Here is a 23,516-nt window from a genome sequence, read left to right on the forward strand (position 1 = left end):
TCCCCCACCCCCCGCAAGGAGTTCCCCATGTCCGATTCCCCGAGCCTCGCCCTCGTCCGCCGGGTCTACGAGTCCCGGATGGCGCCCGAGGTCACGAAGGAGGCGATGGCCGAGGACTTCGTCTGGGACATCACCCCCGGCTTCCCCGGCGGGGGCGTCTATCACGGCTGGGACAGCGTGGCCACGGACTTCTTCGGCAGGACGATGCCGAACTACGAGTCCTTCGGCGCGGTGCCCGAGGAGTTCTACGCCGACGAGGCCGGCCACGTCTTCGTCTTCGGCCACTACCACGCCGAGACGAAGACCGGGAACAAGGCCGACGTCCGGTTCCTGCACCTGTGGACCGTCCGCGACGGCCGGGCCGTACGGATGCGGCAGATCGCCGACAGCCACGTCCTCCAGGAAGCCCTCAAGGGCTGACCCTCCCGAAGGAGACCCTCTCACCATGGCAAAGATCCTTTTCGTGATCACGGCCGCCGACCACTGGACGCTCGCCGACGGAACCCGGCAGCCCACGGGCTACTGGGCCGAGGAGGCCATCGGCCCCTACCGGGTCTTCAAGGCGGCCGGGTACGAGATCGCGGCGGCGACACCGGGCGGCGTCCCGCCCACCGTGGACGCGCTCAGCCTCACCGCCGACTTCAACGGCGGCGAGGAGGGCGCCGAGCGGATGCGGACGGCGGTGCGCGAGGCGACCGAGCTGGCGAACCCGATGCGTATCGAGGACGTCGACATCGACGACTACGCGGCCGTCTTCTACCCCGGCGGCTGGGGGCCCATGGAGGACCTGCCCGGCGACGCCGCTTCCGGCAGGCTGCTCACCGACTGGCTCGCGTCCGGCAAGCCCGTGTCGCTGGTGTGCCACGGCCCCGCCGCCCTGCTCGCCACCGTCCGCCCCGACGGGACGTCCCCGTACGCCGGCTACCGGCTGACCGGACTGTCCAATGCCGAGGAGAAGCGGAACGGCCTCGCGGACCGGGCGAAGTGGCTGCTCCAGGACCGCCTCGTGGGCGAGCTTCGGGCCGACTACCGCGAGAGCGAGCCGTTCACCCCGCACGTCGAGGTCGACCGCACCCTCTTCACCGGCCAGAACCCCTACTCGGCCGTTCCGCTCGCCGAGGAGCTGGTCAAGACGCTGAACTGACGATCCCGGAACGCCTCCCCCCGAGGCCCGGTACGCGATGCGCGCACCGGGCCTCGGCCGATCAGCCAGGGGAGTGATCCGTCCCCCTCTCCCCCCGCGGCTTCTGTGCCAGGCTGAAGGTCATGAAGCGCAACCCTCATCTGAACGAGCTGGGTGAGTTCCTCAAAGCCCGTCGTGCCGAGCTCGCCCCCTCCGATGTCGGTCTGCGCGGCGGGCAGCGACGGCGCGTGCAGGGCCTGCGCCGTGAAGAGGTGGCCCTCCTCGCCGCGATCAGCACCGAGTACTACACCCGGATCGAACAGGGCCGGATCCAGGCGTCGGCTCCCCTGCTCGACGAGATCGCCCAGGTGCTGCGGCTCAACGACGACCAGCGGGCCTATCTCTTCGACCTCGCGGCGAAGGAGAAGACGCGGCCGTCCGTGTACCGCGAGCGCCAGCAGGTGGACGCGCAGTTGCAGCGCATGCTGGACGATCTCAGCGCCTCCCCCGCCTTCGTCATCGGCCGGTGCACCGACATCCTCGGCTGGAACCGGCTCGCCGCCGCCCTGTGGACCGACTTCGGGCGCTACCCCGAGCCGGAGCGGGTGTTCGTCCGGCTGCTGGTCACCGAGCCCTGGATGCGCGAGCTGTACGTCGACTGGGAGGAGGTCACGCGGCTGGCCATCGCCCAACTGCGCATGGAGAGCGCGCGCTACCCCGACGACCAGCCGCTCACCGCGCTCGTCGAGGAACTCTCCGCCCGTGACGCGCAGTTCCGGCAGTGGTGGACCGAGCACGACGTCGCTGCGCGGGGCAAGGGCGTCAAGAAGCTGCGGCATCCCGTGGTGGGCGAGCTGACCCTCGACTGGAACACCCTCACCTGCGGCACGGACCCCGACCAGCACATCATCGTATGGAACGCCGAACCCGGCACCCCCTCCCACGACGGCCTGCGCCTCCTCGCCTCCTGGAACGCCGACCAGAAGCCGACGGCGACCGACGCGGCGACCTGAACGCCCCCTTCGTAGGAGCGGCCATGCTGAAGGCCCTGAAGCTGCCCGCCCCGGACGCCGGTCCCGGCGAGGCACGTGTCCGGCTGCGCGCGGCGGCCCCGCCCGGTCCACTGGCTCCCGGCCGCCGTTCGTTCCCGCCATGGAGGCCGCCTGCGTCGTGGACCAGATCGGCGCGGGTACGGAGACGGACCTGCGCGTCGACGACCACGTGATGCCGAGCAGGTCGTCGTCCCGGCCGAGTCGGTGGCACGCGCACCCCGCAGCGCGAGCGACGTACAGGCCGATGAACGGTCTCACCGCGCGCCTCGCGGCGGGGCAGCCCCTCGCCGTCACCGGAGCGGCCGGCGCGGTGGGCGGTTACGCCGTCCAGCGGGCCAAGGCAGACGGGCCGCGGGTAGTGGCCGACGCGTCGGAGCGGGACGAGGCCCTGGGCGAGGAGCTGGGCGCGGACATCGTCCTGGATCCCGGCGCCGGGTACCCGGACCGGGTGCGCGCGGAGGTGCCCGAGGGCTTCGACGGCGCCTCCCTCGGCGTTCTCCCCGCTCGGGCGGTGCGTGACCGAGGCCGACTGGTCACGCCGCTGGCCTACGGCCGCCCCGGTGAGCGCGGCATCGTCCACGAGCCGATCGTCCAGCGCCGGCGCGCGGGTGCGGTCGGACGGTTTCCGGCCGCACCCGCGTGGTGGCCGCCGGAGACCACGCGGGCGCCGCCGGGTTCGAGGGCCGCTGCGCGGGGACGGCGAGCTTTCCGCTGAGGTCGATGCCGGGAGGGCATCGGCGGTGATGCTTGTGGCACCGAAACCAGAGCCGATCGGGAACGTCATGGCGAGCGGCGGGATCAAGGGCGCGCGGTCAGCAGCGGCCCTCTGCGGCCGAAGGCCCAGGCGAGGAGTGCGGCGCACCCCAGGCCGGCTCCTGTCAGGGAGACGGCCCTCCAGCCGCCGTCCGGCCACAGGGCGGAGGCGGCGGCGGAGCCTGCCGCGCCGCCGAGGAAGTTGCAGGTGACGAAGGCCGTGTTGAGGCGGCTGCGGGCCTGCGGCGCGAGCGCGAACAGCCGCGTCTGGTTGAGGATGTTCACGGCCTGTACGCCGATGTCGAGCAGGACGACGGCCACGACGATCCCCGCCAGGGACCGGCCGGCGCAGGCCGCGACGGCGAAGGAGACCACGATCACGGCCCAGCCCCAGCCGGTGGCGGGCGTGGAGCGGCCCTGGTCGTGGAGCCGCCCCGCGCGCCGCGCCGCGAGCGCCCCGGCCAGGCCGACGATGCCGAACAGGCCGATGGCGGCGACCGGATAGGAGAACGGTTCCGCGCTGAGCAGGAAGGTCAGGGCGGTCCAGAACATGGTGAAGACGCCGAAGGCGGTGGCGCTGAGGACCAGGGTCCAGCGGACCGCGCGTTCCTCGCGGACCGCCTGCCACACCGCGAGCAGCAGCCTCGGGTAGGGCATCCGGGCCCGCGGAGCGAGCGGCGGGATCGCCCGGTGCAGGAGCAGCGCGAAGGCGACGGAGGCCGCCGCGGCGACGGCGTACACGGCACGCCATCCGGCGGTGTCCGCGAGAACTCCGCTGACGGTGCGGGAGGTGAGGATGCCGATGAGCAGCCCGGAGACCACCGTGCCGACGGCCTGTCCGCGGTCGGTGTCGTCGGCGAGGTCGCCGGCGAGCGGGGTGAGCAGCTGGCCGCTGACGGTCGTCAGGCCCAGGAGGGTCGTGGCCGTCAGGAGCGTGCCCAGGGACGGGGCGATGGCGCAGGCGACGAGGGAGAGGGCGGCGCAGAGCATCAGGCCGGGGATGAGCCGGCGCCGGTCAAGGACGTCGCCGAGCGGCACCAGCAGTAGCGCTCCGGCCGCGTAGCCGATCTGCGTGGCGGTCACGAGCCGGCCTGCCGACGTGGTGGAGGCGTTCAGGTCACCGGCGATGAGGCCGGTCAGCGGCTGGGCCCAGTAGAGGTTCGCGACCGCGGTGCCGCCCGCGGTCGCGAACAGCGGTGTGAGGGCGCGGTTCATTGCTTTCCTCTCAGACGGGCCCCGGCTGCCGACGTCGTATCGGTGGGGTGCGCCGGGCAGGTCGCGTTTCTCGAAGCGCAGGGTGGTGCGGAAGGTGCCGACGGACAGCACTGGGCTCAGGGGAGAGACACGCTGCCCTTCGCCGGGAGAAAGAAAAAGAGGCTGCTTTACGTCCCGGGTACCGCCCGTACGGGGGATGAATTCCTCCCCCCCCTTTCGCGAGGCCTGTTCAACGGACCGGCGGCCATGGTCGCCGGAGCTCGAATTCAGGAGGTGGAAATGGCCCTGAGGGCTGCGCCACCCGGTCGTCGGTGGCCTCGGCGGGATGCGTCACCGCGTACCTGCTCGCCTCCAGGTGGCTGCCGGAGCGGTCGCTGCTCCTCGCCGACGCGGGCCGCGAGGCTGCGGCACGGCTTTCGTCGGCCCGTCAGGCGGGCTGTTCCGGGTCCGCGGTCCACGATGCGAGGAACAGCAGCCCGTCGTGCGAGGGGGTGCCGGGTTCGGCGGTGGCGACGAGCAGGTTCTGTGCGGGGTCGGCGGTGCAGGTCAGGCTGTCCCAGTCCAGGGTGAGGTCGCCGACGACCGGGTGGCGCAGCCGTCCCGTTCCCGTCCGCAGGGCGTTCATCTGGCGGCCCGCCCACCACCGCCGGAAGTCGGCGTCGGCGACGGACAACTCGCCGACGAGCGCGGCGAGATCGGGGTCACCGGGGTGGCGGGCGGCCTCCATGCGCAGCTGGGTCACGCAGGTCCGGGCGTTGGTCCGCCAGTCGAGGCACAGCTCCCGGAAGGCGGGGTCGGTGAACATCAGGCGCGCGTAGTTGCGCTTCTTCGCGGGGATCTCGTCGAAGTCGGTGAGCAGGGCGGCTGCCGTGGGGTTCCAGGCGAGGATGTCCAGGTGGCGGCCGATGACGAGTGCGGGGCTCGTGGTCAGCTCGTCCAGCAGGCGCAGGAGCTGCGGGTGGGCTTTCTGCGCCGGCCGGCGGCGCGGTTCGCGGACGCCTCCCGCGGCCAGCTCGAACAGGCGGTCGCGCTGGGCGTCGTCGAGGTGGAGGGCGCGGACGAGCGCGGCGAGCACCGTCCTGGGCACCGGAGCGCGTCCCTGTTCCAGTCGGGCGTACGCGTGGGTGCTGATCCCCACGAGGTGGGCGACCTCCTCACGGCGCAGCCCCGGCACCCGGCGGCGTGTCCCGGTCTCGGGGAGCCCGACGGTCCGCGGGCTGAGCTGCGCCCGGCACGCCTTGAGGAACTCTCCCAGTTCGGACCAGCGCGCTTCGGTGTACATGGCAGCGAGTGTCGCAGGGTTCGGGCGGCCTGTGAGGGGGAGGATTTTCTCCCCGGTTCAGCCGGGCGGGCCGACGGCACGCGGGGGCAGTCCGGCATTGTGGGGCCGCCTGGAGGGGGGTAAGGATTTCCCCCCTGGCTAAGCAGTTCTGTCGGTGGAATTCTCCCCTTCGCGGGCTCCTGGATTTCAGAATTCCGCCCCCACGATCGAGGCCATCACCCATCTGGGGAACGGGCACGCTGACGCCCGACGGCGGCACGACAGACATCACGAGAGCCGGGAAGGCACGATGCGAGCAACCATCATTCACGCGCCGGGGGACATCCGGGTGGAGAACGCCCCGGAACCGAGGATCGAGGCACCGACGGACGCGGTCGTCCGCACCGTCGCCGCCTGCGTGTGCGGCTCCGACCTGTGGAGCTACCGCGGCGTCCTGCCGGTCGCCGAACCGTGGGCGATCGGCCACGAGTACGTCGGTGTCGTCGAGGAGGTCGGCAGCGAGGTCACAGCCGTCCGGCCGGGACAGTTCGTCATCGGTTCCTTCGTGGCCTCCGACAACACCTGCCCCAACTGCCGGGCCGGGTACCAGACGTCGTGTCTGCACGCGCAGCAGGTGAACGGCGCCCAGGCCGAGTACGTCCGCGTCCCGCTCGCCGACGGCACCCTGGTCGCCACCCCGGAGCTGCCGGACGAGGAGCTGATCCCGAGTCTGCTGACCCTGTCCGACGTCATGGGCACGGGCTGGTACGCCGCCCGGGCCGCCGAGGTCGGGCCCGGTTCGACGGCCGTGGTCGTCGGTGACGGCGCGGTCGGCCTGTGCGGGGTCATCGCCGCGAAGGAGTTGGGCGCCGAGCGGATCATCGCCATGAGCCGGCACGGGTCCCGGCAGAAGCTGGCCCTGGAGTTCGGCGCCACCGACATCGTCACCGAGCGGGGCGAGGAGGGCGTCGCCCGTATCAAGGAGCTGACGGACGGCGTCGGCGCCGACTCGGTCCTGGAGTGCGTCGGCTCGCAGGAGTCGATGCGCCAGGGCCTGAAGTCGGCGCGTCCGGGCGGCAACGTCGGTTTCGTCGGCTTCCCGCACGGTACGCGGATCGACGGCCAGGAGTTGTTCTTCTCCCACGTCGGCCTGCGCGGCGGCCTCGCCCCGGTGCGCTCCTACCTTCCCGGCCTGATCGACCGCGTCCTCGACGGCCGTATCGCCCCGGGCAAGGTCTTCGACCTCACCCTGCCTCTGGAGGAGGCGGCCGAGGGGTATCGGGCCATGGACGAGCGCCGCGCCGTCAAGGCGCTGCTGCGTCCGTGAGAGTTCCTCGGGTCAGGCGCCCGGAACCGGGACGATCACGCCGCGCCGGTACGGCGTACCGGAGCACGGCGTCGGCCGCCCGGGCGGCCGGGGCGAACCCCCTGCGATCCGCCGGGCCGGCGTCGGCCGGCCCCGCACCGGAGTAGCGGTCATGCACGGTCTCGAACTTGTCGTCGTCCTGGGTGCGGCGGTGCTGGCGGGGAACGTCCTGGGGCAGCGGCTGCGGGTCGCGCCGCCTGTCGTGCTGCTGGTCCTGGGCGCCCTCATCGGTCTCGTGCCGGCCGTCCGGCAGACGCAACTCCCGCCCGAGGTGGTGTTGTTGCTCTTCCTTCCCGTGCTGCTGTACTGGGAGAGCCTGACCACGTCGATGCGGGAGATCCGCTCGAACCTGCGCGGCATCGTCCTGCTCAGTACGGTGCTGGTGATCCTCACCGCGGGGGCGGTGGCGGTCGCCGGGCACGCGCTCGGGCTGCCGTGGGGGCCGGCGTGGGCGCTGGGCGCGGCCGTGGCGCCGACCGACGCGACGGCGGTGAGCGCACTGGCGGGTGCCCTGCCGCGCCGGCAGATCACGGTCCTGCGCGCGGAGAGCCTCGTCAACGACGGCACCGCGCTGGTGATCTACGGTCTGGCGGTCGGCATCACCGTGGGCGAGGAGCACCTCACCCTCCCCCACGTCGGCGCGCTGTTCCTGCTCGCGTACGGCGGCGGGGCCGTCGTCGGCGTCGTGGTCGCCTGGGTCAACATGAACCTGCGGCGGCGGCTGGACGATCCGCTGCTGGGCAATCTGGTCATGATCCTGGCGCCGTTCACGGCGTACCTGCTGGCCGAGTCGGTCCACGCCTCCGGCGTTCTCGCGGTCGTGGTGAGCGGTCTGATCATGGCCCAGGTGGCGCCCCGCCTGATCCGCGCCCAGCACCGCCGTCAGGCGCTGGCCTTCTGGCCGCTGGCCACGTTCATCATCAACGGCGCGCTGTTCGTCCTGGTCGGGGTGGAACTCCAGTACGCGCTGCGGCACTTGAGCCGCTCCGACCTCCGGGACGCCCTCATCGCGGTCGGGGTGGTCAGCGTGGTCCTGGTCGCGGTCCGGTTCGTGTTCCTGTTCGCCTCCGCCTATCTGATCCGCGCCCTCGACCGGCGTCCCGGGCAGCGGCTGCGCCGGATGAGCGACCGCGCGCGTGTGGTCAGCGGGCTGGCGGGTTTCCGGGGCGCGGTGTCACTCGCGGTGGCGCTGTCGGTGCCGGAGACCCTCGACTCGGGTGAGCCGTTCCCCGGCCGGGCGTTCATCGTCTTCGTCACCTCCGGCGTCATCGTCGTAACCCTCGTGGTGCAGGGGCTGCTGCTGCCGGGTGTGGTGCGCTGGGCCCGGCTGCCCCGCGACACCTCCGTCGACGAGGAGCAGTTCCTCGCCGAGACCCTGGCGGCCGAGGAGGCCATCGAGGCGCTGCCCCGGCTCGCCTCCGAACTGGGCACCACGCCCCAGGTCGTGGAGTGGCTGCGGCAGGAGTACGAGGCCGGCCTCGCGACCGTACGGGCCCGGGGCGCGGGCGCGGACGACAACCCCGCCCTGCTCCACAACCGCCACTACACCGACCTCCGCCTCGCTCTCATCGCCACGAAGCGCGCGACCGTCGTCCGTCTGAGGGACGAGGCGCGGATCGACGACACCGTACTGCGCCGGCTCCAGGCGGCCCTGGACAACGAGGAGGTCCGGCTGGCCGGGGGCGAGCAGGTGGAGTAGCGCAGGCGCCCCCGTTCCCGGCCCACGAGAAGAAAGCTCGCCGCCATGACCTCTGGCCTCATCGACGTCCACGCCCACCACCTGCCCGGCTTCTACGTGGAGCAGGCGACCGCGGCGGGCCATGCCCATCCCGACGGCATGGCCGGCTGGCCGTCGTGGTCCGTACGCGACCACCTGGATCTGATGGACCGCAACGGCATCGCGACCGCGATGCTCTCCCTGTCCTCCCCCGGCGTGCACTTCGGCGACGACAAGGCGGCCCGTGTCCTGGCCCGGCGCGTCAACGAGTACACCGCCGGCGTGGCCCACGACCACCCGGGCCGCTTCGGCACGTTCGTATCGCTTCCGCTGCCGGACGTGGACGGCGCGCTGGAGGAGATCGCCTTCGCCTTCGACGAACTGGGCGCCGACGGGGTGGTGTTGCTGACTCACACCCGCGGTGTGTACCTGGGCGACGCGCTGCTGGAGCCGGTGTTCGCCGAGCTGGACCGCCGGGCGGCTGTCGTCTTCCTGCACCCCACCTCCCCCGTGTGCTGGGAGCGGTCCGCTCTCGGCCGACCGCGTCCGATGGTCGAGTACATCTTCGACACGGCCCGTGCCGTGACGGACCTGGTGACGGCGGGCGTCCTGACCCGGCATCCGGGTCTCCGGGTGATCGTCCCGCACTGCGGGGGCGCGATCCCTGTCCTGGCCGACCGCATCGCCGAGTTCCTGCGGCTCTTCGTGCCGTCGGCCCAGGGCACGCCCGCGCCGGACGCGGTGGAGCAACTGGGCTCCCTGTACTACGACCTCGCCGGTACGGCCTTCCCGCGCCAGGTTCCGGCCCTGCTGAAACTGGCAGGCCCCGACCGCGTGCTCTTCGGCAGCGACTACTGCTGGACACCCGGGCCGCTCGCCGACGCCCACATCGCGGCGCTCGACACGGCCGAGCCGCCTACGCGAGACACCACATGGCGCTCGCTGACGACAGCGAACGCCTTGCGCCTCTTCCCTCGGACGCCGCAAGGGCGAGAGCGCTGACCCCTGTGCGCGACGAGTCGGCGAAGGACCGCGCACCGGGGCGATCTGCCTGTCAGCAGACTCCGCAGCCGGGCGGCGAGGGCGGCCTCGGGACCCAGCCTGCGGAAGCCTGTGTCTGCGCCAGGAACACGGCCCCGAGTGCGGAACTCACGACCAGGGCTGTCACTCCGGCCTTCCGGAGCCGCCTGAAGACGGTTCTCACCTTTTCTCCCCACGTACTCGAAGTGTCGGCTCTGCACCCAATGCCTGTTTCCAACGCCTCCAGCCTCTCCTGCCGGAAGCTCTGCTTCCGCTGTCCCTTCGGACGGTTCCGACTGTCCGAAGGGATAAGCCGACGGGACGGACACGCTGCCTGCGCTCACCCACCGGCGAGGGGCAACTGAGAGGGACGGGCGCAGGGCCACGCCGCTCGCCGGGAGACCCTCCATGTCACCGGGCACACGGTCGAGTTCCACGTCCGTCAGATCCTGTCCGAACTGGGCGTCAGCACCCAGGGAGAGGCGGCGGGGTGTCAGGGCTTGAGCACGGCCAGTACATCGTCGAGGGAGACGGCGGTGGGGTCGCTCATGTCGAGACCGCCGAACGTCTGCCAGACGTAGGAGGCGGTCCCGTCCTCCCGCAGGGGATGCAGGTCGGCCAGCTCGGGATCGTCGCGGAAGCTGGTGAACGCCTCTTCCGACTCCCATTCGACGAGGAACAGGACCTGCCGTGGCGTCACGTCACCGGTCACGTTGTCCTGGAAGCGGCCGAATGCCACCATGCGCCCGCCGTATTGTGGGGCGACTTCGGGCAGTCGGCTGAAATACGCGAGGTATTTCTCCAGGTCGACCACGTCGAACATGTTGAGGGCGTAGAACTTCTTCTGTCGTGAATTCTCGGTCATTTCCGGTATTCCTCTCCGGGCAATCGCGTTTTCATTGGTCGGACGGAGATCAGAGGTCGAGGACCAGGCGGTCGCTCTTGGCGCGGGAGACGCAGATCATCATGGTGTCGCCGGCGGCGCGTTCCTCGTCGTCCAGGACGGAGTCGCGGTGGTCGATCTCGCCGGAGAGGACGGTCGTCTCGCAGGTGCCGCAGATGCCTTCCTCGCAGGAGGTCATCACGGAGACACCGGCGTCCGCGACGGCTTCCAGGATGGTCATGTCCTGGGAGACCTTCAGGGTCCGGCCGCTCTGGGCGAGTTCGACCTCGAAGGTGGTGCGCGGGCCGGTGGTGGCGTCCTGTTTCGGGGCGAAGCGCTCCAGGTGGAGGGAGCCGGCGGGCCAGGTCTCGCAGCTGGTCTCGACGGCCGCGAGGAGGGGTTCGGGGCCGCAGGTGTAGACGGCCGTCTTGCGTTGCGGCTTGCCGAGCAGGGAGGGCAGGTCCAGGAGGCCGTACTCGTCCTGGGGGTGGAGGGTCACCCGGTCTCCGTACGTCTGTCGCAGGGTCTCGGCGAAGGCCATGGACGCTCGGGTACGGCCGCCGTAGACGAGGCGCCAGTCGGCGCGGGTCGCGTCGACGGCCGCGATCATGGGGAGGATCGGGGTGACGCCGATGCCGCCGGCGATGAACAGGTAGTTCTTGGCCTTCACGAGGGGGAAGTGGTTGCGCGGGCCGCGGATGCGCACAAGGTCGCCTGCGGTGAGCACGTCGTGCACGTGGCTCGACCCGCCCCGGCTCTCCGGTTCGCGCAGCACCGCGACCTGGAGGCGGGACCGGTCCGCCGGGTCGCCGCACAGCGAGTACTGCCGGACGAGGTCGGCGCGCAGGACCAGGTCGATGTGTGCTCCCGGTTCCCATTCCGGAAGGGGCCGGCCTGCCGGGTCGCGCAGTGTCAGCAGGACGACGCCGTCGGCTATCGCTTCTTTGCGGTCGAGTACGAGGTCGAGTTCGACTTCGGTGCCGGGATTGCTCATGGCCTGACTTTCTTCTCGTGGGGGGGGTGAGGCGGTGGTACGCGATTCCGTGGCCGGTCAGGACGGGAAACAGCGGCCAAATTCGCGCAACAGCCGGGGAGAGCCCTGGAGTTTGATCTGCCGGCGGACGAGGGCCCACGCCAGAACGGTCGGTTTGGTGAGGAACCGCAGCCAGGTGGCCGTGTCGGCGGTGACCTTGAGGTCCGCGTCGCCGTGGTGTCCGTCGGTGATGCCGAGTTCGCGGTCGCGGATGGTCACGGTGATCTGCCGGGACTCGTCGCCGGTGAAGGTGAAGTGGTAGGTGGCGGACATGTCCTTGGCCTGTTCGCGCTGGAAGATCAGCGGCATGCCTTCCACGAGGCCGTCGATGCTGTGCGCGCGCAGGCTCATCGCGACGTGCTTCGTCCGCTTGTTGGGGAACTGTTTGGCCACGTGCTGCTCGGCGTCGGAGCCGGGAACGACGTAGACGGTCTCTTCCTTGTCCACCAGGGGGCGAACGACCTGGGTGAGGTGGGACTTGCGGTTCTCCAGCCAGGGCCCGATGACGTCCTCGCCGGCCGGGCACACCGACATGCAGTAGGCCGCTTTGTAGTTGGCGCCGAAGGACAGGCTCTGCCACATGGACGCGCTCTCGGCGTCGCTCACGCGCGAGCGGTAGTCGTCGGCGGTGCGGCTCTCGGCGACCTGTTCCGCCCAGTCGCCGAATCCCCCCATGAATTCGCGGTAGTTGTGCGTGTAGCAGGCGGAGAAGTTGAAATGCCCGTCGGAGGCAATCGCCCCGGTCGGGCAGGCCGTCACGCACAACTTGCATTCCAGACAGGGGTTGTAGTCGATGGGCCGGGTGTATTCGCTGACCTCGGCGTCGACGAGAATGGTGCCCAGGAGGATGAAATTGCCGAACTGGGGGTGGATGACGTTGCGGTGGATTCCCATCCTGCCGAGTCCCGCCGCCACGGCGACCGGCTTGTGCGAGACGACCCACGCCTTCCTGGGGAACTTGTCCATCTCCATCGGAAAGCCCATCGCGGGGTTGATGGCGCGTACGCCCATCGCCTCCAGCTCCCCCACCACGTGCCGCCCGATCTCGTTGGTGTGGTCGCCGGTGTGGTGGAACTCCAGGTTGGCCACCGAGCGCGCCGGGGTGCGGATGTTCTCCCGGTTCATCCGGGTCACGAAGCTGATCAGCGTACGGACACCCGGCAGCGCGGCTTCCAGGTCCGCCCGCTGGTCGGCGACGTCCGCCCGGCCGATCTCGACGAACCCGACGTCGTCCGCACCCGCGTCGAGGCACAGCTGCCGCAGCCGGTCGGCGTCCAGCGGCCCGGCGGGCCGGGTGACGCCGCGATCGTCCCGCTGGCGGACCTTCACGACGGTGGGATGGTCGCCGAGCCTGTTCTTACCGGCCATCGGGCTTCCTTTCCTGTTGTGTGACGTGGCGTGAGGCGCGCGTGACCGCGTCACGCACTTCGGTGGGGGTGGGGCCGACAGGCCGCGTTCGGCGACGAGTTCGGCCGGACGCCGGGCAGAGCGCATGGCGGACGCTCGGGTGAGGGTCGGTGGTGAGGGCGGAGGCGCTACAGCCGGCCGGTAGCGCCGTGGCATACGCCGGGCCAGGGACTTCCTGTGCTGCGCGGTGTGCGGTGCCGAATCGGCGAGGTTCTTCGCACAGCCCTGAGCCACGTCGTAACCGAGGACGAGCCGGGTCTCTGACATCAGGTGCCCTTCGCCGGATCGGCGAGGGCCCGGTGTCGGCCTGCTACTGGTTCAGCTGGGCGTACAGCGCTTCCAGATCCGCAGACAGCTGGGACTTGACCCAGCGCGTGGTGTCGTCGGCGAGGACCTCATGCGCTCCCGCCTCAACGCCGTCCAGCGCCGCCCGCGCCACATCGCGGGGATCGGCCTTGGGCGCGTCGAGCCCCGACGTCAGGTCGGTGTCCACGTAGGCGACGTGGAGGCCGGTCACCGCGATGCCGCGCGGCTTCAGTTCCAGACGCAGGGAGTTGGTCTGCGACCAGAGGGCGGCCTTCGAGGCGCTGTAGGGCGTGCCGTCGGCCAGCCACGACAGGGCGGAGTGGACGTTGAGGATGTGTCCGCCGCCGTTGCGCTCGATGATCGGCGCGAAAGCCCGGGTGAGCAGCAGAGGGCCGTAGAAGTTGGTCTCCAGGTCCTGGCGTACGTCCTCCATCGGGGAGTCGAGGTAGGAGGCGCGGACCGAGGCGCCGGCGTTGTTGATCAGGACGGTGACGTCCTGGGCGCGCTCGGCGGCGGCCGTCACGGATGCCGGGTCGGTCACCTCCAGCGGGAGCGCGACGGCGCGGGAGTGGGTCACGGTGCGCGGGTCGCGGGCCGTCGCGTAGACCTTGGCGGCGCCGCGTTCGAAGAGTTCCTCGACCAGCGTCCTGCCGATGCCCCGGCCGCCTCCGGTGACGAGGACGGTGGCGCCCTTGAGTGTTGTCACAACTGCCTCCACACAATGGGAAACCGATCGGTTTCATCGACTGTAAACCGATCGGTTTCAGGTGGCAAGTCGGTACGTCACCGGCCCCGCACCGGCCGCCGGACGATCACGCCGCCTCGTTGAGCAGGCCGGCCAGCACGTCGGGCCTCTCCAGGGCGATGAAGTGGCCGGCCTTCGGCACCTGCGTGAAGTCGGCGGCGGGCAGCAGCAGCCGGTTGGCCTCGCGGTCCGAGGGCCGGGACCAGTCCTTCTCGCCGTAGACGAGATGGATCGGGGCCTTGACCTCGGTGTAGCGCGAGCGGGCGGCGATGAGGCTGGGCATGGCCTGGAACACGCCCCGGGCGACGGCCGGATAGCCGGGACGGCGGCCCACCTGGAGGAGTTCGCCCAGGTAGTCCTCCCGCAGCGCGCTCTTGTCACCGAGGCCGCCCTGCATGATCGCGCGGAGGGCGGGCCTGGGCTGAAGCCCTGCGATCATCGTGCCCACCCCGGGCGCGAGGGCACCGCTGACCACGAATCGGGCGAGGAGGCTGGACCGGGCGACCCCACCGCGGAAGTCGTACGCGTTCACCGCGACGACACGCCGCACCCGCTCCGGGAGATCGGCCGCGGCGGTGAGGGCGAGCACGGCCCCCATGGACTCCCCGACCAGCGTGACGTCGTGGAGGTCGAGTTCGGTCAGGAGCCGCTTGACGCCCGCACGCATGGCCGGTTCCTCGTACGAGGCGCCGGGCACGATCTCGGAGTAGCCCATCCCCGGCAGGTCGAGGGCGTAGACGGTGTAGCGGTCCGAGACCAGCGGGATGAGATGGCGGTAGTGCTCGGCCTGCGTGCGCACGGTGTGCAGCAGGACCAGGGGCGCACCACTGCCCGCCTTGAGATAGCGCAGTGCTCCCTCGCGGCCGTGTCCCGCACGCGGAGCGAGCGCGTGGCTGGTGGTTCCGGGGATGTGGATCGTGGGGCGGGTCTCGCGGTGGGGCATCTCGCCGACTCCTTGCGCGTGTGCTGCGGATATGTGACTCGGGTGCGGTCCGGCGGAGCGGACGGCCAGCCGGGGACGGTCATGCCCGCACGAGGCGAAACCGATCGGTTCCCGCCAATCGTAAACCGACCGGTTTCCTCGCGCAATCCCGGGCCGCCACCCGGCTTGCATCGATGAAACCGATCTGTTTACCTAGATGGAAACAGATCGGTTTCCGGCCACTTGCGGGCCTGTGACCAGCGACCAAGGGGAAACGTGAGTACCACCTTCGACCGCGAGGCACCCGCCTCGCACACAACAGACCCGGGCCGCCGCGGCTCCCACGCCGTCCGCTGGTGGGTGCTGGCCGTCCTGGGCACGGCGCAGCTCATGGTCACGCTCGACGCGACCGTCGTGAACATCGCGCTGCCCGCGGCCCAGCACGACCTCGGCTTCAGCGACGGCAGCCGGCAGTGGGTCATCACGGGATACGCCCTGGCGTTCGGCAGCCTGCTGCTGCTCGGCGGCCGGCTCGGCGACCTCTTCGGCCGCCGCACCACCTTCCTGACCGGCCTGATCGGTTTCGCGGGCGCGTCCGTCCTAGGGGGCGCGGCGGGCAGCTTCGAGATCCTCGTCGCGGCACGCGTGGCCCAGGGGCTCTTCGCCGCGCTGCTCGCGCCCGCCGCGCTCTCGCTGCTGAGCGTCACCTTCACCGAACCGACCGAGAGGGCGCGGGCCTTCGGCGTCTTCAGCGCGCTGTCCGGGGCCGGCGGCGCGGTCGGGCTGCTGCTCGGCGGCATGCTCACCGAGTGGGCGTCCTGGCGCTGGGTGATGTACGTGAACGTCGTCTTCGCGGCCGTCGCACTGGTAGGCGCGCTGCTGTGGCTGGCCAAGCCCGCGATCACCAAGCGGCCCGAGATCGACGTTCCCGGCACCCTCGTGGTGAGCGCCGCGCTGTTCGCCGTCGTCTACGGCTTCGCGCACGTCGAATCGACCAGCTGGACCGACCCGGTCGCCCTCGGTTCCATGATCACCGGGGCAGTCCTGCTCGCAGTCTTCGTGTGGCTGGAGTCCAGGGTGGCGCATCCGCTGCTGCCGCTGCGGCTCGTACGGGACCGGACCCGCGGTGGTTCGTTCCTGGCGGTGTTCGTCGTGGGGATGGGGATGTTCTCGATCTTCCTGTTCCTCACCTACTACCTGGAGGCCAGCCTCGGCTACTCGCCGATCAAGACCGGTCTGGCGTTCCTGCCGATGGTCGGGGGGATCGTCGCCGCGTCGACCACGGCGCCCGCGCTGCTGCTGCCCAGGGTCGGCCCGAAGGCCGTGGTCAGCGCCAGCTTCCTGGTCGCCGCGGCCGGTATGGCCCTGCTGAGCAGGCTTGAGCTGGACAGCACCTACGCCGCCCACATCATGCCCGGCATGATCCTGCTCGGCCTCGGTCTCGGCGGGGTGATGACCACCGCGTTCCAGGGTGCGACCGCCGGCGTGCACCACGAGGACACGGGCGTCGCGTCGGCGCTGATCAACACCGGCCAGCAGGTGGGCGGTTCGATCAGTACGGCGCTGCTGACCACCGTCGCCTCGTCGGCCGCGAGCGACTACCTGTCCTCGCACCGGCCCGGTGCGCTGACCGCCGCGCAGGCCGGGGTCGAGGGGTACACGGCCACCCTGGCGTGGGGTGCCGGGTTCTTCGCGGTCGGCGCGGTGCTCGCGGCGATCCTGATACCGAACAAGGCCCTGGCGCCGTCGGAGGGTGAGCCCGTGATCGCCCACTGAGTACGGGTCCCCGGGTGGCGCGCGCCCGCATGCGGGCGGCGCCGCGCGGCGCCTGCGACGAAGCTCATAAACCGATCGGTTTTCTTCTGGGTGGAATCGCGTTAACCTCGCAGTATGACCACCCAAGTGAAACCAAGCCCCCGGGAGCGGCTGCTGGAGGCGGTTGCCACCCTGACCTACCGGGACGGCGTCGGTATCGGCGTCGACGCGCTCTGCAAGGCGGCGGGGGTGTCCAAGCGCTCCCTGTACCAGCTGTTCGACACCAAGGACGAACTCCTCGCGGCGAGCCTGGAGGAACGCGCCACGGCCTTCGTCGCGACCCTCCTGCCCCCGGCGGACGACGGCCGCTCCCCCCGCGAGCGGATCCTCCACGTCTTCGAACAGGCCGAACTCCAGGCGGACGCCCCCGAGTTCCGCGGCTGCCGGTACCTCGCCGTACAGATCGAGCTCAAGGACAAGGACCACCCTGCCAGCAAGGTCGCCCACCGCATCAAGGGGAACCTCACGGCGTTCTTCCGCTCCGAGGCCGAACGGGGCGCCGCCGCCGATCCCGGTCTCCTGGCCCGGCAGCTCATCCTCGTCTTCGACGGCGCCAGCGCCCGCGCGGGCATCGGCGCCGACAGCCTCACCGGACTCGTCACCCCCACCGTCGTCACTCTCCTCGACGCGGCGGACATCCACTGACGCGAGCGGACTTCTCGCCCACCGCCTCCAGCGCGGCTCAGTTCTCCCACGCGGGGCTGGGGCTGGCCTGATGGTCCGTCTGCTCTGGTCCCCGCGTGGTTCCCGGGGAGGTGTGGAGGACCGTCCGGCGGTGTGATGCCGCTCACGCGGTGTCACGGGGGTGGGGGGAGCGGTGTCTTGGGGGCATGAGCGATTCGAAGCAGTCCACCGTCCTGATCACCGGTGCCAACAAGGGCCTGGGCCTGGAGACCGCCCGGCGTCTCGGAGCGCTGGGATGGAAGGTGTTCCTCGGCTCCCGGGACGAGGGCCGGGGCCGTGAGGCCGCCGGGAAGCTGGCCGCCGAGGGCATCGACGTCGTCCTGGTCCCGCTGGACGTCACCTCCGACGCGTCCGTGACGGCGGCGGAGGAGCTGGTGCGTGCGCACACCGGCCGGCTGGACGTCCTGGTCAACAACGCGGGCGCGCCGGGCCACGCGGTCCACCCCGGACAGGCGACGGCCACGGAGGTCCACGGCGTGTACGACACCAACGTCTACGGCCCGATCCGCGTCACCCACGCCTTCCTGCCGCTGCTGCGGGCCGCCGACCATCCCCGGGTGGTGATGGTCTCCAGCGCCGTCGGAGCGTTCTCGGTGGTGACCGATCCCGGGCAGCCGGTGTCGGCGATGCACGAACTCTCCTACAGCTCCTCCAAAGCGGCACTGAACATGCTCACCGTCCGCTACGCACAGGCATTCCCCGGCATCAAGTTCAACGCCGCCACCCCCGGAGAAGTCGCCAACCGCACCTTCGCCGCCACCGACATGAACAACAACACCGGCCAACTGACCGTCACCGAAGGCACCGACTCCATCATCCGCCTCGCACTCCTGGACCCCGACGGCCCGACCGGAACCTTCACAGACCGGCTCGGCCCCATAGCGTGGTGACCCTCCGGCCACCGACGGGGACGACCACCGGGCCGTCGGCAGATCGCCGCCCCTGACGGCGGCCGTAACAGGCAACGAACCCGGCGTCGGACCCGCAACGGCCACGGGCCCGACGCCGACACCTTCATCACCCGCCTCAGCCCGCTGTCCATCGTCGCCCACGAGATCCTCGGCTCGGCCGCTGGCGCCCAGGGCGTGCTCCAGGAGACATGGCCACGCTGGACCGCCGTCGGCAACCGCGTCGGACGCCGCCGCACTACGACAGGCGGCCAGCGCCCCGGCCGGCACAGCAGAGTTCAGCGCGTGTCCGTTCCGGATCGTTCACTCACCGGAGATCCGGGATGGCGGTGTCGGCCCCGGGCCAGAGGTGTTGGGCGGAGCAGTTCGTGACGTCACGATTCGGCGTTTCTCGCGGTGATGTTCTCGGTCGTGCCGGATTGCCGGATCCAGGAGTTGAGGATGCGGAGTTTCTGTTCGGTCGGAGAGCCGGGGGCGGGTGACCAGATGGTGAGTTGCTGGTCGGGGTCACCGCTCCAGTGGAAGGTGTCCCAGTCGAAGGTGAACTCGCCGAGTTCCGGGTGGTGGATGGTTTTGCTGCCGAAGGTCTGACGGGAGACGTGGCGGCCTGCCCACCATTGGCGGAAGAGGGGGTGACCGACGGAGAGTTCGCCGACCAGGTTCGCGAGCCGTGGGTCTCTGGGGTTGTCGACGGCCTGCATGCGCAGGAGTTCGACGCCGGTGCGGGCCATGCCCTCCCAGTCGTCGTAGAAGTCCTTCATGCGTGGGTCGGCGAAGAGCATGCGGACGTAGTTGCGCTCGTGGGGGCCATTTCGTCGAGGTCGATGAGCAGTGCCCCGGCGAGCGGGTTCCAGGCGAGGAAGTCGAGGTACTTCCCTACGACGAACGCGGGGGTGTCCGTCAGCCGGTCCAGGAGGCGCTGGAGCTGCGGCCGGATCTGTGTCGGCCGATGCCTGGGTGCCGTGCGCCGGTCGGCACGCCGGGCGAGCCCTTCGACGTAGGTGCGCTCGACCGGTGTGAGGCGCAGTGTGTCCGCGAGGGCGTCGAGTACCGGCGCGGAGGGGGCGAGGCATCCCTGTTCGATGCGGCTGTAGTGGTCGTGGCTGATGGCGGCTCGCGCCGCGACTTCTTCCCGCCGCAGGCCGCTCCCCCGACGCGTTCCGGGGTCCCCTGCGGGCAGGCCGAGCGCGGTCGGGCCGAGTTCGCCGCGGCGTGCCTTCAGGAACTGGCCCAGCTCTTCCAGGTGCGGATTCTTCGCGGTCACCGTCGCCTCTCGGTCGTCATGCCTGTGCGCCTAGACCAGGTGGGTGCGGAAGAACCGCGTCACGTTCGCCACGGCGTTGTCCATCTGCGCGGGCGTGGGTGCCGTCGGCCCACACGAGTTCCTTCTCCCCCCGGACACTGTCGTAGAGCCTCTTCGCGTGGTCCGGGAGCGCTGAGCCGTCCGAGTGGACCACGATCGTCGGTGCCGTGATCTCCGGCGCCTGGCGGAGTGCGTCGAGAGTGAGCCACGTGTCCCAGGACGTGACGTCGAACGTGTTCCGGTATTGCGGGACGTTTCCGCGTGCCGGGTCGGTGTAGTAGTCGTAGGCGCCGGGCGCTTGGTTGTAGTTGGCGGCCTGCGGGTCGGTCTCGCTGTACACCGGATGGTCGTCACTTCGCCCGTCCGCTCGAATGTGCGGCGGGCGGCAGCGGCGTCCGCGAGACGTTGGGCGATTCCGTCCTCGCCGTAGGTGAGTTTGAATGTGCTTTCGTCGGCCAGCTGCTCGCCGAGGTAGGTGACGGCGGCCCTGAGGTCGCTCAGTTTCTCGGCCGGGGACTCGAACTGGCGTGGTTCGCCTGCGCTTTCCCCGTAATGGGCGTAGTCGAAGGCCAGCGCGACGAATCCCTGCTCGGCGAATTTCCGCGCACAGGTGCCGGACGTCGGGGGTGAACAGGTGGCCGGCCAGGGTCAGGCCCTGACGATCGAAGGTGATGTCGCGCTTCACGGTTGTGTCTGCTTTCGACGTGTCGGTGGCCGCCATCGCGGCGGGGATGTCGTTCCTGGGTGACATCCCAAGGCTCCGTCCTGCCGCCGGAACCGACAATGGGAAGGAATTTTCCTAGGTCGGCGCAACAGAATTCAGCGGGGCTCCGTGGAGGCGTGTCAGTCGGGCAGTCGGTTGAGCTTGCGGATCTGCTTGTCGAAGATTCCGGCGGGGGCGAATCGGCGCAGGGCGCGGGCGCGGCCGGCGAGGGGGCCTGCGGTGTAGCGGAGCTTCGGCTTCGGGGCGGTCGCGGCCGTGACGACGACTTCGGCGACGGCGGCGGGGTCGTCGCCGTCCCTGACCGCGGTCTCCAACAGGCGGCCGAAGGCGCGACGCTGCTGTTCGTAGGCCGCGAGGGGGGTGTCGGGCTGTGGGCTGTTGGCCTCGAACCCGGTGCTGGTGTAGGCGGGTTGGACGAGGAGGGCGCGTACCCCGTACTGGCGGATCTCGTGGTCCAGGGATTCGGAGTACCCCTCGATGGCGTGCTTGGACGCGGAGTAGACGGCCATGTACGGGGAGGGGAGGAAGCCGACGACGGAGGAGAGGGTGATGATCCGGCCGCGTCCCCGGTCGCGCATGTGCGGGAGGACCGCCTTGACCATGCGCATCACGCCGTAGACGTTGACGTCGAAGACGTCCCGGGCCTGGGCGAGGGAGTTCTCCTCGGCGGCTCCCATCAGGCCGGTGCCGGCGTTGTTGACCAGGACGTCGATCTGTCCGTACCGGGCGATCACCTGTCCGACCAGCGTGCTGACCGACGCGTCGTCCGTCACGTCGAGGTCGAGGAGGCTCACGCCGTGGAGGGGGGCGACCCGGGAGGTGTCACGGCCGGTGCCGACCACGGCGAAGCCGGCTCCGGCCAGCGCGAGCGCGGTCTGCCTGCCGATGCCGGAGGAGGCGCCCGTCACGAGGGCTACCGGGCGTTGTGTGCTCATCAGTACTCCCGAATCCACTGCAAAACCGATCGGTTTCGGCAATCGTAGACCGATCGGTTTCTGGGGGCGAATCCGGGGCTCCTCGGGATCGGCGGACGGTCGGTCTTGGAGGTTCCCACTTCCCCGCCTGCCACCGTCGGCGAAACGCCTTGTCGACGAAGAGCCGTTATGTGCTCCTGTCCCGTGTCAGCGGTGGGCGGCTCGGTTCATCTCGACCACGTCCTCGTGGGTGAAGGTGTCACCGAGGGCGGCGAGGCGGGCCGGCAGGCTGTCGCGGACGCGTATGTCCTTGTGCCGGTCGGCCGCAGCCTTGGCGGGGGCGAGTTCGGTGAGGGTGAGTTCGGTGCAGTAGGCGGGGCCCATGGGCTGCTGGCGCCAGGAGTCGGCGAGCGCGCCGGCGTCGTAGGGGTCGAAGCCGGTGTCGTCGACGAGGCGCATCGCCAGGCGGCGGGACTCGTCGGAGTCGGCCGCGACCGGGATGGCGATACGGCCGGACGTGCCCGCCGGCGCCCCCTTGGTGCGGAGCGTTGCGGCGAGGGCGGCGTTCCACGCCTTGACCACGGGGCGCCCCAGCCGCTCGGCCGCCCACAGGCTCTCGACCTGGCCGTCGTCCACGGCTTCGACGGTGCCGTTGAGGTGGGGGTAGTAGTTGGAGGTGTCGATGACCACGGTCTCCTCGGGGGTGGAGGAGAGCAGTTCGGCCAGTGCGGGGAGGCGGGTGAAGGGGACGGACAGGATGATCACGTCGCGGTCCCGGACGGCCTCGGCGGCGGTCGCCGCGCGTGCTCCGGACGCCAGTGCGTCGGCCGGGACGGTGTGGGGTCCCCGGGAGTTCGCGACGGTGACGTCGTGTCCGCGCGCGCCGAGCTTGCGAGCGAGCGTCGCCCCGATCGCACCGGTGCCGACGATGCCGATTCTCATGGTCTCTCCGCGTGGGGTCGTGCCGCCCTCGGACGGCTAAGTGGCGGGGTCCGCCATTTTGCGTCCGCTACGATAACCATTAAGTGGCGGGCCCCGCCACTTTGGGTACAGGGAGGTGGTACATGAGTGCGCGGCGGTCCGACGCCCAGCGCAACTACGCGCGGATCCTCGCCGTCGCCGAGCAGGAAGTCGCCGCGCTCGGCGCGGAGGTGTCGCTCGAACACATCGCCCGCGTCGCCGGGGTCGGGTCCGCCACCGTACGGCGGCACTTCCCCAGCAAACGCGCCCTGCTGGACGCGGTCTTCCACGAAGGTGTCGAGGCCCTGCACGACCGCGCCGTCGAACTCGCCGCCGGTGAGGACGCGCGGGACGCGCTGATCGAGTGGCTCACCGCCCTCGTGACGTACTCCACCTCCGCGCGGGGCATGGCCGTCGCGCTGCTGCGGGACGACGCGGAGACGGACCACCGGCATCCCTGCGACCGCCTCATCGACGCCGGTGAACCGCTGGTGAAGCGGGCGATCGACGCCGGCGCGGCGCCCGCCGGGGTGACGGCGGCGGACCTCATGACGCTGGTCACCGGCATCGTTCTGGCGACGGAGCGTCAGCGGGATTCGGCCGCGGAGGCGGGGCGGCTGCTGGCGATGGCGGTGCGGGGGATCGCCCCACAGCCGTAGCCGGACCGGCAGTTCGGTACGGGGCGGGCCGTCCGGGCTATGCGCACGCCGAGGGGGTCGGCACGCCATGGGCCCCTGCGACGTACGGCCGGGACGGCCACGGTCGGGTTGTCGGCGCCGATGCCCGCGCGGGCGCTGGCGAAGAGCAGGGTAAGCCGACAGGTCGAGGTCGCCCGCGCCGCCGCGTCGTCCGCGCCGGACGCGAGGCACAGCCCCCGCAGCCAGGCGGCGTCGATCACCTCCGGCGGGTTCAGGACGTCGCCGGCCTCGCGAGGAGGGCCCGCCCGAAGGGGAACAGCAGCAGGCGACTCAGGACGCGGACGGTTCGATCTCCCCCGCGAAGACGATGACCTGGTCGATGAGGCTCCGCCGCAGATGGACGACGTCCGTTCCCGCCAGCCGGGGGCCTCCGTCGGGCGTGGTGAAGACCCACTGGTACCGGGCCCATTCGCCCGGCATGTCGACCGCCGAGCAGCGCACCATCGTGCCGGCCCCCGCCGGGTGGCGCCGGAGGTCGAGCACGAACCGCTCGACCGCCACGATGCCCTCGCTGCGGCCTAGCGGCCCCCAGAAGACGACGTCCGAGGTCAGGGCCTGGGAGAGCAGGTCGGTCACATAGGTGTCGTCGGAGGCGTTGAACGCGGAGATGAACGTGTCGATCGCGGAGCGTGCGGTCTCTTCCTGCATGCCCCAGTAATACCAGCCGTTCCGCGTGCACTCGTCGTACAAGCCCCGGGGCTTGTCAG

22 protein-coding genes and 1 pseudogene are annotated in these 23,516 nt (G+C 70.8%); 11 read left to right on the forward strand and 12 right to left on the reverse strand.

Annotated features, from left to right (window positions below):
* Positions 1-27: 27 nt before the first annotated feature.
* The 4 genes from AOK24_RS30340 (at position 28) to AOK24_RS30355 (ending at position 2,890) form a co-directional block, all read left to right on the forward strand.
* The gene (locus tag AOK24_RS30340; RefSeq protein ID WP_055723257.1) at positions 28-420 is read left to right on the forward strand and encodes a nuclear transport factor 2 family protein; all 393 of its coding nucleotides are present in this window, start codon (positions 28-30) and stop codon (positions 418-420) included.
* Positions 421-445: 25 nt separating this feature from the next.
* Positions 446-1,144: a type 1 glutamine amidotransferase domain-containing protein gene (locus AOK24_RS30345; protein ID WP_055723238.1), complete on the forward strand. Its 699-nt coding sequence runs from the start codon at positions 446-448 to the stop codon at positions 1,142-1,144.
* A 122-nt stretch (positions 1,145-1,266) separates the two neighbouring features.
* The gene (locus tag AOK24_RS30350) at positions 1,267-2,136 is read left to right on the forward strand and encodes a helix-turn-helix domain-containing protein (RefSeq protein ID WP_055723239.1); all 870 of its coding nucleotides are present in this window, start codon (positions 1,267-1,269) and stop codon (positions 2,134-2,136) included.
* Positions 2,137-2,275: 139 nt separating this feature from the next.
* Entirely contained in the window at positions 2,276-2,890 is a 615-nt protein-coding gene (locus AOK24_RS30355; protein WP_206191287.1) for an MDR/zinc-dependent alcohol dehydrogenase-like family protein, read from the forward strand.
* Positions 2,891-2,973: 83 nt separating this feature from the next.
* Here AOK24_RS30355 and AOK24_RS30360 read toward each other — a convergent pair whose 3' ends face one another.
* Together AOK24_RS30360 and AOK24_RS30365 are read right to left on the reverse strand one after the other, a co-directional pair.
* Positions 2,974-4,143, reverse strand: a complete 1,170-nt coding sequence (locus AOK24_RS30360) for an MFS transporter (RefSeq protein WP_055723258.1) — start codon at positions 4,141-4,143, stop codon at positions 2,974-2,976.
* A gap of 427 nt (positions 4,144-4,570) precedes the next feature.
* Complete coding sequence (locus tag AOK24_RS30365; RefSeq protein WP_055723241.1) at positions 4,571-5,425, reverse strand: helix-turn-helix transcriptional regulator; 855 nt, start codon at positions 5,423-5,425, stop codon at positions 4,571-4,573.
* 289 nt (positions 5,426-5,714) lie between these two features.
* Here AOK24_RS30365 and AOK24_RS30370 point away from each other — a divergent pair, with 289 nt between their 5' ends.
* From AOK24_RS30370 to AOK24_RS30380, 3 genes are all read left to right on the forward strand, one after another.
* The gene (locus AOK24_RS30370; RefSeq protein WP_055723242.1) at positions 5,715-6,731 is read left to right on the forward strand and encodes a zinc-dependent alcohol dehydrogenase family protein; all 1,017 of its coding nucleotides are present in this window, start codon (positions 5,715-5,717) and stop codon (positions 6,729-6,731) included.
* A 151-nt stretch (positions 6,732-6,882) separates the two neighbouring features.
* A complete protein-coding gene (locus AOK24_RS30375) occupies positions 6,883-8,469 on the forward strand; it encodes a Na+/H+ antiporter (protein WP_055723243.1) in 1,587 nt (528 codons plus the stop codon).
* A gap of 45 nt (positions 8,470-8,514) precedes the next feature.
* Complete coding sequence (locus AOK24_RS30380; protein ID WP_055723244.1) at positions 8,515-9,489, forward strand: amidohydrolase family protein; 975 nt, start codon at positions 8,515-8,517, stop codon at positions 9,487-9,489.
* Between the two features lie 511 nt (positions 9,490-10,000).
* Here the strand turns inward: AOK24_RS30380 and AOK24_RS30385 are convergent.
* The 5 genes from AOK24_RS30385 to AOK24_RS30405 all read right to left on the reverse strand — a co-directional run bounded on the left by AOK24_RS30385 (position 10,001) and on the right by AOK24_RS30405 (position 14,824).
* A complete protein-coding gene (locus AOK24_RS30385) occupies positions 10,001-10,372 on the reverse strand; it encodes a DUF1330 domain-containing protein (protein WP_055723245.1) in 372 nt (123 codons plus the stop codon).
* A 49-nt stretch (positions 10,373-10,421) separates the two neighbouring features.
* Positions 10,422-11,384, reverse strand: a complete 963-nt coding sequence (locus tag AOK24_RS30390; protein WP_055723246.1) for a PDR/VanB family oxidoreductase — start codon at positions 11,382-11,384, stop codon at positions 10,422-10,424.
* Between the two features lie 57 nt (positions 11,385-11,441).
* Positions 11,442-12,791, reverse strand: a complete 1,350-nt coding sequence (locus AOK24_RS30395) for an SCP2 sterol-binding domain-containing protein (RefSeq protein WP_055723247.1) — start codon at positions 12,789-12,791, stop codon at positions 11,442-11,444.
* Positions 12,792-13,140: 349 nt separating this feature from the next.
* Positions 13,141-13,842: an SDR family oxidoreductase gene (locus AOK24_RS30400; protein ID WP_055723248.1), complete on the reverse strand. Its 702-nt coding sequence runs from the start codon at positions 13,840-13,842 to the stop codon at positions 13,141-13,143.
* A gap of 106 nt (positions 13,843-13,948) precedes the next feature.
* A complete protein-coding gene (locus tag AOK24_RS30405) occupies positions 13,949-14,824 on the reverse strand; it encodes an alpha/beta fold hydrolase (RefSeq protein WP_055723249.1) in 876 nt (291 codons plus the stop codon).
* Positions 14,825-15,079: 255 nt separating this feature from the next.
* Here AOK24_RS30405 and AOK24_RS30410 point away from each other — a divergent pair, with 255 nt between their 5' ends.
* The 3 genes from AOK24_RS30410 to AOK24_RS30420 all read left to right on the forward strand — a co-directional run bounded on the left by AOK24_RS30410 (position 15,080) and on the right by AOK24_RS30420 (position 18,192).
* Complete coding sequence (locus AOK24_RS30410) at positions 15,080-16,579, forward strand: MFS transporter (RefSeq protein ID WP_055723250.1); 1,500 nt, start codon at positions 15,080-15,082, stop codon at positions 16,577-16,579.
* Positions 16,580-16,693: 114 nt separating this feature from the next.
* Entirely contained in the window at positions 16,694-17,263 is a 570-nt protein-coding gene (locus AOK24_RS30415; RefSeq protein ID WP_055723251.1) for a TetR/AcrR family transcriptional regulator, read from the forward strand.
* Positions 17,264-17,448: 185 nt separating this feature from the next.
* Positions 17,449-18,192, forward strand: coding sequence for an SDR family NAD(P)-dependent oxidoreductase (locus tag AOK24_RS30420; RefSeq protein ID WP_055723252.1), 744 nt, complete (start codon positions 17,449-17,451; stop codon positions 18,190-18,192).
* 392 nt (positions 18,193-18,584) lie between these two features.
* Here AOK24_RS30420 and AOK24_RS52815 read toward each other — a convergent pair.
* The 4 genes and pseudogenes from AOK24_RS52815 to AOK24_RS30440 all read right to left on the reverse strand — a co-directional run bounded on the left by AOK24_RS52815 (position 18,585) and on the right by AOK24_RS30440 (position 22,093).
* Positions 18,585-19,474: pseudogene (locus AOK24_RS52815) on the reverse strand (helix-turn-helix domain-containing protein).
* A 16-nt stretch (positions 19,475-19,490) separates the two neighbouring features.
* Complete coding sequence (locus AOK24_RS49830; RefSeq protein ID WP_055723253.1) at positions 19,491-19,853, reverse strand: alpha/beta hydrolase; 363 nt, start codon at positions 19,851-19,853, stop codon at positions 19,491-19,493.
* A gap of 503 nt (positions 19,854-20,356) precedes the next feature.
* Complete coding sequence (locus AOK24_RS30435) at positions 20,357-21,172, reverse strand: oxidoreductase (protein WP_055723254.1); 816 nt, start codon at positions 21,170-21,172, stop codon at positions 20,357-20,359.
* A 186-nt stretch (positions 21,173-21,358) separates the two neighbouring features.
* Complete coding sequence (locus tag AOK24_RS30440) at positions 21,359-22,093, reverse strand: NADPH-dependent F420 reductase (protein WP_055723255.1); 735 nt, start codon at positions 22,091-22,093, stop codon at positions 21,359-21,361.
* 122 nt (positions 22,094-22,215) lie between these two features.
* On the opposite strand from AOK24_RS30440, the gene AOK24_RS30445 reads away from it, so the two are divergent.
* A complete protein-coding gene (locus tag AOK24_RS30445) occupies positions 22,216-22,770 on the forward strand; it encodes a TetR/AcrR family transcriptional regulator (RefSeq protein WP_055723256.1) in 555 nt (184 codons plus the stop codon).
* 309 nt (positions 22,771-23,079) lie between these two features.
* On the opposite strand, the gene AOK24_RS30450 is transcribed toward AOK24_RS30445, so the two are convergent.
* Positions 23,080-23,457, reverse strand: a complete 378-nt coding sequence (locus tag AOK24_RS30450) for a hypothetical protein (RefSeq protein WP_055723259.1) — start codon at positions 23,455-23,457, stop codon at positions 23,080-23,082.
* Between the last annotated feature and the right edge of the window lie 59 nt (positions 23,458-23,516).

The sequence above is a fragment of the Streptomyces niveiscabiei genome, from assembly GCF_001419795.1.
GTDB classification, from domain to species: Bacteria; Actinomycetota; Actinomycetes; order Streptomycetales; family Streptomycetaceae; genus Streptomyces; species Streptomyces niveiscabiei.